This is a genomic window from Coprococcus sp. AF102-57 (assembly GCF_027686195.1).
Lineage (GTDB): Bacteria > Bacillota > Clostridia > Lachnospirales > Lachnospiraceae > Allocoprococcus > Allocoprococcus comes.
This window is the reverse complement of record NZ_JAQCSY010000005.1, coordinates 28646-42257: the sequence shown is the minus strand read 5'-3', so window position 1 is coordinate 42257 and position 13612 is coordinate 28646. Positions and strand designations below refer to the sequence as shown.

Below are 13612 nucleotides of genomic sequence, written 5' to 3'. Positions count from 1 at the left end.
TTTATACTCATCTTTCTTTCAGAACTTCTCTTAGATACTGGTCTTTCTTAAGTTAGATTCAAACAGACGGTTATAACCTAACCAGTCCTTTGTATCTTTTGCCTTAAAAATCTCTGTCAGTGTCTGCATCTTTGCATCAGCATTATCTGCACAATTAAGTGCCATTGCCTCAGCAAGCGCCGGTTTCTTCGGCGAACCGTATTCGAGTTCTCCGTGATGCGCTACGATACAGTGCTTTAATTCGCTGGCAAGCTTCTTTGGGAAATCCGGGATCTCACGAATTGCATCATCCAGCATTTCCACACCGATCACAATATGACCGAGCAGCTGCCCATCATCGGTATAATCATTATCCGGGAATAGGGAAAGTTCCTGTGTCTTTCCGATATCATGACACATTGCCGCTGTATACAGAAGATCCTTATTCAGGATCGGATATGCCCCTGCCATATATTCACAGAATTTCACTACGCTTAATGTGTGCTCCAGAAGTCCTCCGGCAAATCCATGATGTACACTCTTTGCTGCAGAATGTGCCTTGAAACTCTTGATAAACTGTTCATCATTTACAAAATAATACTGGATCACCTGCTGCAGATACGGGTTCTTCACCTGCTTTCCATAACGCATCAGTTCTTCATACATTCCATCCACACTTTTCTCGCTGGTCGGCATATAATCCGCCGGATCGTATTCTCCCTCGTCTGCTACACGGAGCTGCTTGATGTTCATCTGAAGATTGCCGTTATAGCTGATGATCTCCCCGTAAACTTCAATAAAATCTTTTTCGCTGTAATCTGCAATTCCATTTGAATTCGGATCCCAGATCTTTCCATCTAAAGTTCCTGTCTTGTCCTGAAGGATCAGGTTGTCATATGGTTTTCCATTCCTTGTCTCCGCACTTCTTTTCCCTTTGCAAAGATACGTATTTCTGATTGTCTCGCCTTCGTGTAATGTCTCAATATATCTCATGTCATTCCTCTTCCTGCTCTATATTTTAAATTTATGGTTGCTTTTTATCTGCAAATCTATTCTTTACTTCCAACTGTCACATCAAATGTTACATCGACATAACCATCTGCGCCACGCCTCTGCCCTTTGATCCTGATCTGTGTACCGGTTCCGGCTTCTGCGATCTGTTTATGAAGTCCTGCTATACCGGTGATATCTGTCTTGTTAATCTCTGTGATCACATCACCATTCTGGATCCCCGCCTGCATCGCAGGCGAATCAGCCTCTACTTCCCTGACATAAATGCCTTTCGGGATTCCCTGTTCGCCGGCAAGCTTCTCCGTCACTACAACTCCGTGAACGCCAATATACGGAACTCCCTGTCCATTTGCCAGAAGTTCGATCTCTTCCTTGATATCCGAAATCGCATAGGCACTTACAAGATTTCCGTCTCTCTGCAGTTCTGACTGGTCACAGATTCCAATCACTTCACCCGCCGTGTTAAACAGAATTCCGCTCCCTTTTTCACTTCCTGCAATATCTGTATCAAGCAGTCGGTATTGCCCGTCCGCCACTGTCCGGTAATTTCTGGTGGAACTGATGATCCCATACCCGACACCACCTGCATATCCAAACTGCTCACCAAGAACGATCACGCCGTCCCCACGGTTCACTGCATTAGAATTACCAAGCATCGCCGTCTGGATCTGGTTCCTCGTACTATCCGACAGATCTGATCTCTTAATCGCAATGATCGCAAGTCCAAGATTCCGGTCCTGCTTTTTCAAAGTTGCGTTATATGTAGTATTGTCTGAAAATGTGGCTTTCAGTGCTTCTGCATCTTTTACAATTCTTGCCGGTGCCGCAATCAAAAGATCTGCTCCATTATCCCAGAAAATAACTCCCGATACAGCCTGCTCCCCTGCATTCTCCCAGCCTTCATCCCGGTGCACGGCATAGATCTCAACCACACTTTTTCCTGCTGACAATGCCACCTGGTATAATGCATGGTTCATCTCCTGATAATCTTCGACAGTCAGATCCGGATACTGAATCTCTTCCTCCTGTGCTTCCTGATCCTTGGTATCCGTCTCATTCTCAACCGGAGTTTCCTCCTGATCCAACGGAATCGTTACCTTCTCTCCGCCCAGATGTGTCATCGCCCATGGGCGAAGGGCATAAAACGCAAGACCTGCTGCAAGTCCAAAAATCAGTCCTCTTCCTGCAAGCCTGCACAGATTTCCCATGATTCCTTTTTTACTTCGCTGTTCATCTTTTACTGTTTCCTGCAAAAACGAATATTTTTCTTCCTCACTGTCGTGCGGTTCTTCGTTATGCTTATTCTCCCGATTATCAGACATTGTGCTTCTCCTTAGGCCTCCGGAGTGCTTTCAGCCACACCTAGTTTTAGTATACATGATTCCCCGCAAATGTTCAACGAAATTTCACCTTTCCACTTTCATTTAGACGGTAAATAAGTTAGAATAGAACCAGACAAAATATGAGGTATAAATGTATTATGAATCAAAAATCTTTAACAAAATTGGAATTTCCAAAAATTATAGAGATGCTGACCGATCACGCTTCTTCCCCTGGCGGAGCTTCATTCTGCCGACGGATCAAGCCGATGACCGACCTTAACAAAATCATCACTGCACAGGAACAGACTGCCGCAGCATTTACCCGCATTGTAAAGAAGGGAATTCCTTCTTTCAGCGGCTGCTATGCTGTCTCCGACTCTCTTAAGCGCCTGGAGATCGGAAGTGCCTTAAGCGCACCAGAACTCCTCCGGATCTGCAAGCTTCTTCAGACAACCGCCCGGATCAAATCCTACGGCCGTCATGAAAATGCAGACGATCAGGCAGATTGTCTGGATGTATATTTTGAACAGCTTGCGCCGCTTACACCACTTTCTGCCGAAATTGACCGCTGTATTCTTGGTGAAGATGAGATCAGCGATGATGCCAGCAGCAAATTAAAGCAGATCCGCCGCAGTATTAACGGCATGAATGACAAGATCCATTCTACCATGACCGGACTTTTGAACGGTTCCATGCGCACCTATCTCCAGGATGCCATTATTACCATGCGTGGCGACCGTTACTGTCTCCCGGTAAAAGCCGAGTACCGCAGCCAGGTAAATGGTCTGATCCATGACCAGTCAGCAACCGGCTCCACACTTTTCATTGAGCCGATGGCCGTTGTCAAACTGAACAATGATCTGAAAGAATTATATGCCCAGGAGCAGGAAGAAATCCAGGTGATCCTTGCCCGCCTCAGTGTGGATGCAGCTGAATATATTGAAGAAATCCGTCTGAACTACAAAGCACTTGTAGAACTGGATTTTATTTTTGCAAAAGGTGCACTGGCACTGGATATGAACGCCAGCCGCCCAGTCTTTAACACCGAAGGCCGGATCCGGATCCGTGAGGGAAGACACCCTCTTCTGGACCGTAAAAAAGTTGTTCCGATCAGTCTGACACTTGGAGATACCTTTGATCTTCTCGTCATAACCGGTCCGAATACAGGTGGTAAGACCGTTTCCCTCAAGACTGTGGGGCTTTTTACCCTCATGGGCCAGGCAGGTCTGCACATTCCTGCACTTGACCGTTCAGAACTTGCTGTATTTAACCAGGTTTATGCTGATATTGGTGACGAACAGAGTATTGAACAGTCTTTAAGTACCTTCTCTTCTCACATGACAAATGTGGTTTCTTTCCTAAATCATGTGGATGAGAATTCATTAGTCCTTTTCGATGAACTTGGTGCGGGAACCGATCCGACTGAGGGTGCTGCACTCGCTATCGCCATTCTGTCACATCTGCATAACCGTGGAATCCGCACTATGGCAACGACACACTACAGCGAACTGAAGGTATTTGCTCTTTCTACTCCGGGAGTAGAAAATGCCTGCTGTGAATTTGACGTGGAAACATTGAGTCCGACTTACCATCTTCTGATCGGTATTCCTGGAAAAAGTAATGCTTTCGCGATTTCCGAAAAACTCGGCCTTCCGGATTATATCATCCAGGATGCCAAAACGCATCTGACCGAGGAGGATGAATCTTTTGAAGATCTCCTTACTGATCTGGAACAAAGCCGCAAGACCATCGAGAAAGAGCGGGAAGAGGTTGCTTCTTACCGCCGCGAGATGGAGCGTCTCAAGTCCGAACTCAAGAACCAACAGGAAAAGCTGGATACACAGCGCGACCGGATCATTCGTGAGGCAAATGCCAGAGCAACCGACATTGTTCAGGAAGCCAAAGATTTTGCTGATGAGACGATGAAGAACTTCCGCAAATTCGGCAAAGCCAGTATTTCCGCTTCCGAGATGGAAAAAGAAAGAGAACGGATCCGCAAGCAGCTTTCCAAAACTGAAAATAAAAACCGTCTGGAAAAGAAAAAACCTTCCAAAGCTTACAAGGCAAGCGATTTCCATCTGGGCGATTCTGTAAAAGTACTGAGCATGAATCTGACCGGAACGGTAAATTCACTACCGGATGCCAAAGGCAACCTGTTTGTCCAGATGGGTATTCTCCGGTCACAGGTCAATATTTCCGATCTCGAACTGATCGAAGAACCGCTTACGGTTACTGCAAAGCAGATGCGCAGAACCAGCAGTGGCAAGATGAAGATGGGCAAATCCATGCATGTCAGTCCGGAGATCAATCTTCTTGGCAAGACAGTCGATGAAGCAGTTGCCGAACTTGACAAATATCTGGATGATGCCTATATCGCACACTTAAGTCCGGTACGAATTGTACACGGGAAAGGAACCGGCGCACTCAGGAACGGGATCCATCAGTATCTGCGCCGCCAGAAACATATCAAATCCTTCCGGCTGGGAGCTTTCGGGGAGGGCGATGCCGGTGTAACTATCGTAGAATTCAAATAATCATTGGGGGAACTATCATGGTGACTAAACAGAAAATCTTAATTGTAGATGACGACGAGAATATTGCAGAACTGATTTCTCTCTACCTTACAAAGGAATGCTTCGATACGATGATCGTACACGACGGGGAAGAAGCTCTTACCGCATTTGAATCCTATCAGCCAAACCTGATGCTGCTCGACCTGATGCTTCCGGGCATCGATGGCTATCAGGTCTGTCGCGAGATCCGCAGTAAACACAATACCCCAATCATTATGCTTTCCGCAAAAGGAGAAGTATTTGACAAGGTGCTCGGTCTGGAGCTTGGTGCTGATGATTACGTCTTAAAACCATTCGATTCCAAGGAGCTTGTCGCAAGAGTAAAAGCGGTACTCAGACGCTATCAGCCTGCCAAACCAGAAACTCCTGCCGCCAGCCGCGGAAAGGTTGTTGACTATCCGGGAATCGAGATCAATCTTACCAATTACGCAGTAACCGTTGATGGTAAGAATGTAGATATGCCACCAAAAGAACTGGAACTTTTGTATTTCCTCGCCTCTTCACCAAACCAGGTATTCACACGCGAGCAGCTCCTTGACCAGATCTGGGGCTATGAGTATGTCGGCGACACCCGTACCGTTGATGTTCATATTAAGCGTCTGCGCGAGAAAATCAAGGATCATCCTTCCTGGGGACTTAGTACCGTCTGGGGAATCGGTTACAAATTTGAGGTGAAGTAATGAAAAGTACTCTTTACCTTAAATTTATCCTCTTATATATTATTCTCGGATTTTTAAGTATTTTTACAGTGGCATCCCTGTCATCCACATTGACAACCCACTATCTGGAAAGCAGCATTTCCGGCAATATGTATCAGTCGGCGAATCTGCTTGCATCCAATTATCTGCCGGACTATTTTTCCAAAACCATTACTCTGGCAGATGTTTATACACAGCTCAATGGTATGAGCGATTACCTGAATTCAGATATCTGGTTTGTTGATAATGAGGGATCTTTGCTTGCATCTGCCAAATCCGGCGATGTATCGTATGCCCCTTCCCGGATTGAAAATTTTGATCCTGCCGAATCCGGCGGCTCCACTTATCTGACCGGTGATTATCACGGGTACTTCAACTCAGAAATGATCACCGTGATTGCTCCGGTCACAGAGAATTTTTCAACCCACGGATATCTGCTTGTACATAAGCCTTACTCGCAGATCACAGACGCACATTCTGTTCTGATGCGTAACACGTATATCGTGATTCTGATCATTTATGTGCTCTCATTCATTATTTTGCTGGGTGTACATTTTCTGATCTACCGCCCGCTCGTCAAGATTACGAATGCAGCAAAGCAGTATGCTTCCGGCAATCTGGATGTTGTCATCCCGGTTAATACGCAGGATGAGATAGGATATCTTTCCGCATCTCTCAACTACATGTCTTCCCAACTGAAAGATATGGAGGATTACCAGAAGAAATTTGTGGCAAATGTATCCCATGATTTCCGTTCTCCTCTGACTTCCATCAAAGGCTATGTTGAAGCCATGGCGGATGGCACGATCCCACCTGAAATGCAGGGCAAATACTTAAATATCATCTTATTTGAAACAGAACGTCTTACTGACCTTACACGCGATCTGCTGACATTGAATGAATTTGATACGAAGGATCTTCTTCTTGATAAAACAGATTTTGATATTCACGAAGTGATCCGTAACACAGCAGCTTCTTTCGAAGGTACCTGCACTGCCAAAAAAATTTCTATCGAACTTCTTCTGGCAACTCGTACCCTGTATGTACATGCTGACCGGCACAAAATCCAACAGGTTCTATACAATCTGCTGGACAACGCGATCAAATTCAGCAATCCGGAGTCTACGATCACGATTGAAACCACACCGCGCGGTGACAAAGTATATACTTCCGTCAAAGATTATGGAATTGGCATTCCGAAATCAAGTATCAACAAAATATGGGAACGTTTTTACAAAAGCGATCTCTCCCGCGGAAAAGACAAAAAAGGAACCGGACTTGGGCTTTCGATCGTAAAAGAAATTATTCAGGCACACAATGAAAATATCAATGTGATCAGTACCGAGGGAGTTGGAACAGAATTTATCTTCTCCCTTCCACTGACGAAAAAATAGCAAAAAGAAACGGTTGTAGCCGGCATAAATAATATGTCACTCACAACCGTTTTTATATAAAAATGTCTGAAACCCATTTTTCACAGATTTCAGACATTTCTTCTTACTAATAAAGCATCTTCTTAATCGAATCTTTATTCATATTATCTTTTGTAACCCAGGTATATCCGGTACTTACCGTTGCTTCATTTCCCTGACCAAGCACTGCTCTTGCGCAGGCAACAACCGTTGCATAGCCGATTCCGTATGGGTTCTGAACGATCAGTCCATCAATCTTCCCATCTTCCAGAAGCTTCATCTGATCCTCCCCGCCGTCAAAGCTCACTACCTTGATTCGGTCTTCCCCCGTTATTTTGTCCATAGAGTCCAGAACATTCACCACAAGGTCTGCTACTGTTTCATTGGTTGCAAAAATTCCTTTTACATCCGGATACTTTTCAAGAAGATACTTGATTGCATCCTGCTGTGCCGTCTGGGTATCCCGGCTATCTGCGTTCTCTTCCTCTGCTTTTTGCACATTATCTGCAGTCTCCTGGGAATTCTTTTCAGATGAATCTGCATTGATCTCTTTCGAGATCGCATCCAGATCATCCAGATGCCAGATCTCTGCAACCGTTACATTCGGATCATTCTTTTCCACTTCCTGTACAAATCCCTGCTCTCTTTCTTCAGAAGAAGTAGACTTGGAGTCATGTGCGATTACAAGGATCTGACCACTCTCACCGATACTGTTGCACAGCTTACTTGCTGCTGTTGCAGCGGCAGTTGTATTATCTGTATCAATCATGGATACAATATTCTGATAATCGGTCCCGGAATCAAATGCTACGATCGGGATCCCATTCTCTGCAGCAAGATCAAACTGAACCTCACATGCCCCTGAATCAACTGCTGCGATCCCGACCGCAACCGGATACCGTGCAAGCTCCTCATCCAGAATATTTACCTGATCATCTACATCATTCTCTGTCTCCGGCGCAGAATAAACAAGCTTTACTTTATCATTCCCTTTATATCCCAGGTTTGTATTAATATCCGCTACCGCCTGCTTTGCACCTTCCTGAACAGCTTTCCAGTATGCGGAAGAACTTCCTCTTCCTATAATAGAAATCGAGCTTCCTTTCTCCAGATTCAGTCCCTGCACATTGCCATATGCAGATGGTTGTAAAACATCCAGGTTACTCTGATGCTCATTCTCTTCCCTTGTCTCATGACTGAATGTCTTCTCTTTTCCTGTACCTGCATCATTCTTGCTTCCAGTTCCACATCCACCAGTCAAAAGTGTCACACAAAGTACAGCCGAAAGTATACTCCACCGTTTTTTCATAAATCCACTCCACTTTCTCTATCTTAAAATCAGTTTCATTATTGGTTATAAAATGGTACAGTACCCACTATACACCAAATCGCCCGGGAAAGGTAGAAAAATTTCTTAAGATTTCATAAATTCTTTTTGTTTTCATTTGTAAGTTTTATATTACTAACCTCTTGGTTTTATATTTCTAACCAAAGAAATGCCCATTTCGCGCTATTAGTTTGACATTTCTAACTCAATTGTATCTATTTTTAAGCATAAATTCCTCTTGTATATTTTCAAGTTCTGTATTAGAATAAAGTTATGCGAAAGGCATATCGATTTTAACTTTTTCATAATAATAAGGAGGATACATATCATGGCACACGTAATTTCAGACGAATGTGTAAGCTGCGGAGCTTGCGAAAGCGAATGTCCAGTAGGAGCAATCTCTATGGGTGCAGATCATATGCAGATCGATGCTTCTGCATGTGTTGACTGTGGCGCTTGCGAATCAGCATGTCCTACAGGAGCAATCAGCGCTGAGTAATCAGAACACGTAGATTGAATAAGACAGTAAGAAAGAGACGGTTTTCATCTGAAGATCGTCTCTTTTTATGTATACGTCTGAACCAAATACAGATCCAGTAAGCATCATCCTATCTGACATCCTTCCCTCTGCAACATTTGTCGAACGATTTTTCTTTCCATCTCTTCTTCTTATGCTACAATAGACTTGTACTCAATCTATATCACATACTTATTTTAATAAGGGGGTTATCGTATGGGCGACGTTCATTACATGATCTCAGAAGCTGCCAAACACGTTGGCGTAGAATCACATGTTCTTCGCTACTGGGAGGAAGAGCTTGATCTTCCGATCGGACGCACTGAGATGGGACATCGGCACTATACGGAAGAAGATATACAGCTTTTTAGCTGTATCAAAGAACTCAAAGAACAGGGACTACTCCTGAAGGAGATCAAACAGCTCCTTCCGGACATGCTTCGCACAAAAGCACTTCTGAAGGCCAGAAAATCGGATGCACCAAAGGCTGCCGCTTCGATAAACGAAGTTGCTGACCCCCAGGATCCGGCTCTTTCTGTTTATACAGCAGACAACCTTTCTCTTTCTGTTTATCAGCCTCTGCTCGAAGAGTCTCTCCGAAAAATTCTTTTGGAAAACAACCAGATCCTGGAGGGGTCTCTCGGCAAATCCGTATCTGAAAAAGTAACAAAGGAAATGGATTTTCTTTTACAGGCAAAAGAACGCCTGGAAGAAGACCGTTACCGGAAGCTTGATCATTTACTTCGTCAGCAGCAGGCGCTCCGGAAAGAAGCTTCAAAATCTGGCGCCGGACATTACCTGCGGAAATTATTTGGCGAAACCACATAAAAGTCAAAAGACAGCGAACAGTTTTGATTCTGTTCCCTGTCTTTTTCATTTCATAATTTCTCATTCCCCATCCACAACTTTTCGTTCTGAATTGGCAAATTTCGTGTACTGCGGAAGCCATGTAAGCGTTACGGTTCCAATCGGACCGTTTCTCTGTTTGGCAATAATGATCTCTGCCTCATTGACATGTTCCGTATCCTTATTATAATAATCATCTCGATAAATGAACATAACCACGTCGGCATCCTGCTCGATTGCTCCGGACTCACGCAGATCAGAAAGCATCGGTCTGTGATCTGGTCTCTGCTCAACCGCACGGCTCAGCTGTGACAGCGCAATGACCGGCACGCTTAATTCTCGGGCAAGCGCTTTTAAGGAACGGGAAATATCGGAAATTTCCTGTTGACGGGACTCATTACGTCCACCAACACTTCCGCTCATCAACTGCAGGTAGTCGATGATGATCAGATCAAGATTATGTTCCATTTTATATTTTCTGCATTTGGAACGCATTTCCGAAATCGAAATACCCGGTGTATCATCAATGATCAGGTTCGATCTTCCAATTGTTCCGGCACCTTCGATCAGCTTTTCCCAGTCAGAATCCTTCAGATTACCGGTTCTTAAAAGCTGTGCATCTACATAGGATTCCAGCGAGAACAGACGGTTTACCAGCTGTTCCTTTGACATTTCCAGACTGAATATGGCAACTGTACGGTTCTGTTTAAACGCCACATGCTGTGCAATGTTCAGTACAAACGCCGTCTTACCCATAGAAGGACGGGCTGCGACCAGGATCAGATCGGAGGGCTGCAAACCGGATGTCTTGTAATCCAGGTCAATAAATCCAGTCGGAATTCCTGTAACAGTTCCCTTACTCTTAGATGCTTTCTCAATTTTCTCAAGGGCATTTAACACTACCTGCTTGATCGGCACGTATTCACCGTTTCCTCCGCGGTTCTGCACCAGCTCAAAAACCTGCTTCTCTGTCCTTTCAAGGATCGCCTCCAGCGGCTCCTGCCCCTGATAACATTCATCCGCAATCGCTTCATTCATCTTGATCAGACGCCTCAACGTTGCTTTTTCAGAGACGATCTCAGCATAATACTTTACATTTGCCGAGGTTGGAACTGCTGTTACCAGATCCCGGACAAATTCAAGACTACTGATCTCTTCCGGAACAGCTTTTTCACGCAGACGGTTCTGCAGTGTAATCAGGTCAACGGGTTTTCCCTCATTAAAAAGTTCTACCACTGAATCGAAAATTACACCATATGCCTTTTGATAAAAGTCATCTCCACAAATGATCTCGGCAGCTACTGTAATCGCATCCCGGTCCATCAGTATCGCTCCAACAACAGACTGCTCTGCCTCTATGCTGTGTGGCGGTACTCTCTTAATGAGTGCTTCATCCATGTCTCAGATCCTCCTAAGCTTCCCCAACGTGCACTTTTAATTCAGCAGTCACTTTCTGGTGAAGTTTGACCGGTACAAGATGCATTCCAGGTGTACGGATCGCTTCTTTGATCTGGATCTTTTTCTTATCAAGATCATATCCAAGCTGTTCTTTTACTGCAATTGCAATTTCCTTTGAAGACACAGAACCGAATGTTCTTCCGCCTTCCCCGGTCTTGATCTTGAGTTCTACTTTTGCTGCCTCTAATTTTTTTGCAAGCTCCTGCGCTGCTTCCAGATGCTCCTGTGCAACCTTTTCTTCATTCTGTTTCTGAAGCTTTAAGTCATTTAAATTCCTTCCATTTGCTTCCAGTCCAAGGTTTTTTTTGAAAATAAAGTTTCTTGCATATCCGTCACTTACATTTACAACCTCGCCTTTTTTCCCAAGGGATTTTACATCTTCCAATAAAATAACTTTCATCTTAAATATCTCCTTCTTCTATCATAATATCGATTGTCTTTTTCAGAGTTTCAATCGCTCTTTCCATATCGGAATATGGAAACTGGGCACCGGCAGTGTTGATATGACCGCCTCCGCCGAGCCGCTCCATAATGATCTGTACATTGATCTCATCAATGGAACGTGCACTGATGTAAATCTTACCATTATATTCAGTCAGTACAAAAGAAGCCTTGATCTCCTCAATATTGAGAAGCTCATTTGACGCCTGTGCTCCGATAATAGTGGGACTTTCAATTCCCAGATGTTCGCCTCGTGCGATCGCAAATACATCCCGATATACCTCAGCACTGCTGATTACTGCAGCTTTTGCCCGGTAAGATGCCATATCATCACGGAGGAGTTTTCTTACATAAGTAACATCTGCGCCACATCTTCTCAGGTACGCAGCTGCCTCAAAGGTCCGGACTCCTGTTCTGGACATGAAATTGTTGGTATCAACCAGAATACCTGCATACATACTGTTCGCTTCCATGGAATTCAAACGCAGATCATCGCCGATATACTGAAGAACCTCTGCTACCATCTCACACGCCGAGGAAGCATATGGCTCAATATACGACAGAACCGCATTCTCAATCACTTCATCGCTCTGTCTGTGGTGATCCAGAACTGCAATCGTCTTCGTCAGACGAAGCAGGCGTTCACATTCTGTCATCTTTGGCTTATTGGTATCAACAACAACTACCATTGTATTGTCATCTGCCAGTTCCTCCGCCTCATGGGAAGTCACAAACAGATCATCCGGATACTTCGGATCATCAGTAAATGCTTCATAAAGCGGTCTGAGTGTCACAGAAATATCGTTCAGGACAATATTGACTTTCTTTTTCATCGCACTTGCTGCCCGGTAAATACCGATTGCCGCACCAAATGAATCCACATCTGCCATCTTATGTCCCATTACGATCACACGCTCTTTTCCGGTGATAAACTCCCGGAGTGCTTCTGCTTTTACTCTTGCTTTTACTCGGGTATTCTTAGCAGTCTGCTCACGCTTTCCGCCATAATAGCTGATTCCCTTGTTATTCTTCACAACTACCTGATCTCCGCCTCTTGCAAGTGCAAGATCGATCGCTATACGGGCATAATTATATCCTGCAGCATAGGTATCTGTACTGAGTCCAAGCCCAATACTTAGTGTAACCGGAATCTGATTGCCGATACTGACTCCTTTTACCTCATCAAGTAAAGAAAAACGGTCTTTTTCCATTCGATTGAAGCTTTCTTTTTTAATCACAACAAAATATTTGTCTTTCTCAAGCTTCTTCACAATACCGGAAAAATCCGCAATATACTGGTTGATCTTACGGTCGATCAATGCCACCAGAAGAGACTGCCTTACTTCCTCGACACTTTCCATGACCTCTTCGTAGTTATCAATATAAACCAGTCCGGCCACCAGCCGCTGCTCTTCATTCGCCCGGATATACCGGTTCAGCTCTGTCACATCCTGAAGATGTATCGCAATAAAATATTCCTTTTCCTCCGGTATCTCCAGAAGCTGCTCTGTCTCACTGAAACCTTCGACCGATACGCACTGGATCTCAGCCTGATAATCTCTGTCAAGATAATTGAATTCCAGGCTTACCGATTCATTCTCTTCCTTTGGAAATACGCCCCGGTTCAACTCCGGAATATATTTACTCAGATAGGTATCCTTCCGGATAGTCGTCCCAAGGACTTCCCGGAACTGTGTGTTCGTCCAGATGATTTTTCCATCATCCAGTAAAATCGCATACGGAATCGAAAGTTCCTTCAGAAGTGTATTCTGGACAATCCCGTACTGCGCTGCAAACTCTACCATGTCTGCCAGAATCAGAGACTTGTTGTAAAAATACATAATGCCAATGACGACTGCATAAACCAGCACAAACGCACTCATAAGCAGCCCGGCCTTTCGATCCATCCTGAAGATCCAGATATTCATCAGGATAAGGAAAAGAATCATAATTCCCGGCCATTGCATATACAATTTCAGTTGTCCCTTTAACTTTATATCCTTTTTCATCTTTCAGCCCTCTTAAAAC

The 13612-nt window shown here is 44.4% G+C and carries 11 protein-coding genes; 5 read left to right on the top strand and 6 right to left on the bottom strand.

Features of this window, described 5'->3' with window-relative positions:
- Nucleotides 1-30 precede the first annotated feature (30 nt).
- Nucleotides 31-972 (bottom strand): 3'-5' exoribonuclease YhaM family protein, encoded by a 942-nt coding sequence (locus PGZ10_RS04620; protein ID WP_055297414.1) that lies wholly within the window; start codon nt 970-972, stop codon nt 31-33.
- Between the two features lie 56 nt (nt 973-1028).
- Nucleotides 1029-2312: a S1C family serine protease gene (locus PGZ10_RS04615; RefSeq protein ID WP_270202946.1), complete on the bottom strand. Its 1284-nt coding sequence runs from the start codon at nt 2310-2312 to the stop codon at nt 1029-1031.
- Nucleotides 2313-2470: 158 nt separating this feature from the next.
- Here PGZ10_RS04615 and PGZ10_RS04610 point away from each other — a divergent pair, with 158 nt between their 5' ends.
- Genes PGZ10_RS04610 through PGZ10_RS04600 form a run of 3 tightly spaced genes read left to right on the top strand, consistent with a single transcriptional unit; the run spans nt 2471 to nt 6977 of the window.
- The gene (locus PGZ10_RS04610) at nt 2471-4846 is read left to right on the top strand and encodes an endonuclease MutS2 (protein ID WP_270540795.1); all 2376 of its coding nucleotides are present in this window, start codon (nt 2471-2473) and stop codon (nt 4844-4846) included.
- Between the two features lie 17 nt (nt 4847-4863).
- Nucleotides 4864-5565, top strand: a complete 702-nt coding sequence (locus PGZ10_RS04605) for a response regulator transcription factor (protein WP_008368880.1) — start codon at nt 4864-4866, stop codon at nt 5563-5565.
- On the top strand, nt 5565-6977 hold the full coding sequence (locus PGZ10_RS04600) for a sensor histidine kinase (protein WP_195251402.1): 1413 nt from the start codon (nt 5565-5567) through the stop codon (nt 6975-6977). Before PGZ10_RS04605 ends, PGZ10_RS04600 begins: the two co-directional genes overlap by 1 nt.
- Before the next feature lie 106 nt (nt 6978-7083).
- Here PGZ10_RS04600 and PGZ10_RS04595 read toward each other — a convergent pair whose 3' ends face one another.
- Nucleotides 7084-8304 (bottom strand): substrate-binding domain-containing protein, encoded by a 1221-nt coding sequence (locus PGZ10_RS04595; RefSeq protein ID WP_270540791.1) that lies wholly within the window; start codon nt 8302-8304, stop codon nt 7084-7086.
- Nucleotides 8305-8650: 346 nt separating this feature from the next.
- Here PGZ10_RS04595 and PGZ10_RS04590 point away from each other — a divergent pair, with 346 nt between their 5' ends.
- On the top strand, nt 8651-8821 hold the full coding sequence (locus PGZ10_RS04590) for a DUF362 domain-containing protein (RefSeq protein WP_008368888.1): 171 nt from the start codon (nt 8651-8653) through the stop codon (nt 8819-8821).
- A 234-nt stretch (nt 8822-9055) separates the two neighbouring features.
- Nucleotides 9056-9667, top strand: a complete 612-nt coding sequence (locus PGZ10_RS04585; RefSeq protein WP_117557964.1) for a helix-turn-helix domain-containing protein — start codon at nt 9056-9058, stop codon at nt 9665-9667.
- A 60-nt stretch (nt 9668-9727) separates the two neighbouring features.
- Here the strand turns inward: PGZ10_RS04585 and dnaB are convergent, their stop codons facing one another.
- From dnaB to PGZ10_RS04570, 3 genes are read right to left on the bottom strand one after another with little or no spacing between them, the layout of a single operon-like run.
- Complete coding sequence (gene dnaB, locus PGZ10_RS04580; protein WP_117824222.1) at nt 9728-11083, bottom strand: replicative DNA helicase; 1356 nt, start codon at nt 11081-11083, stop codon at nt 9728-9730.
- Between the two features lie 13 nt (nt 11084-11096).
- A complete protein-coding gene (gene rplI, locus PGZ10_RS04575; protein WP_270540789.1) occupies nt 11097-11543 on the bottom strand; it encodes a 50S ribosomal protein L9 in 447 nt (148 codons plus the stop codon).
- 1 nt (nt 11544) lies between these two features.
- Nucleotides 11545-13593, bottom strand: coding sequence for a DHH family phosphoesterase (locus PGZ10_RS04570; RefSeq protein ID WP_022221099.1), 2049 nt, complete (start codon nt 13591-13593; stop codon nt 11545-11547).
- Nucleotides 13594-13612: the final 19 nt, after the last annotated feature.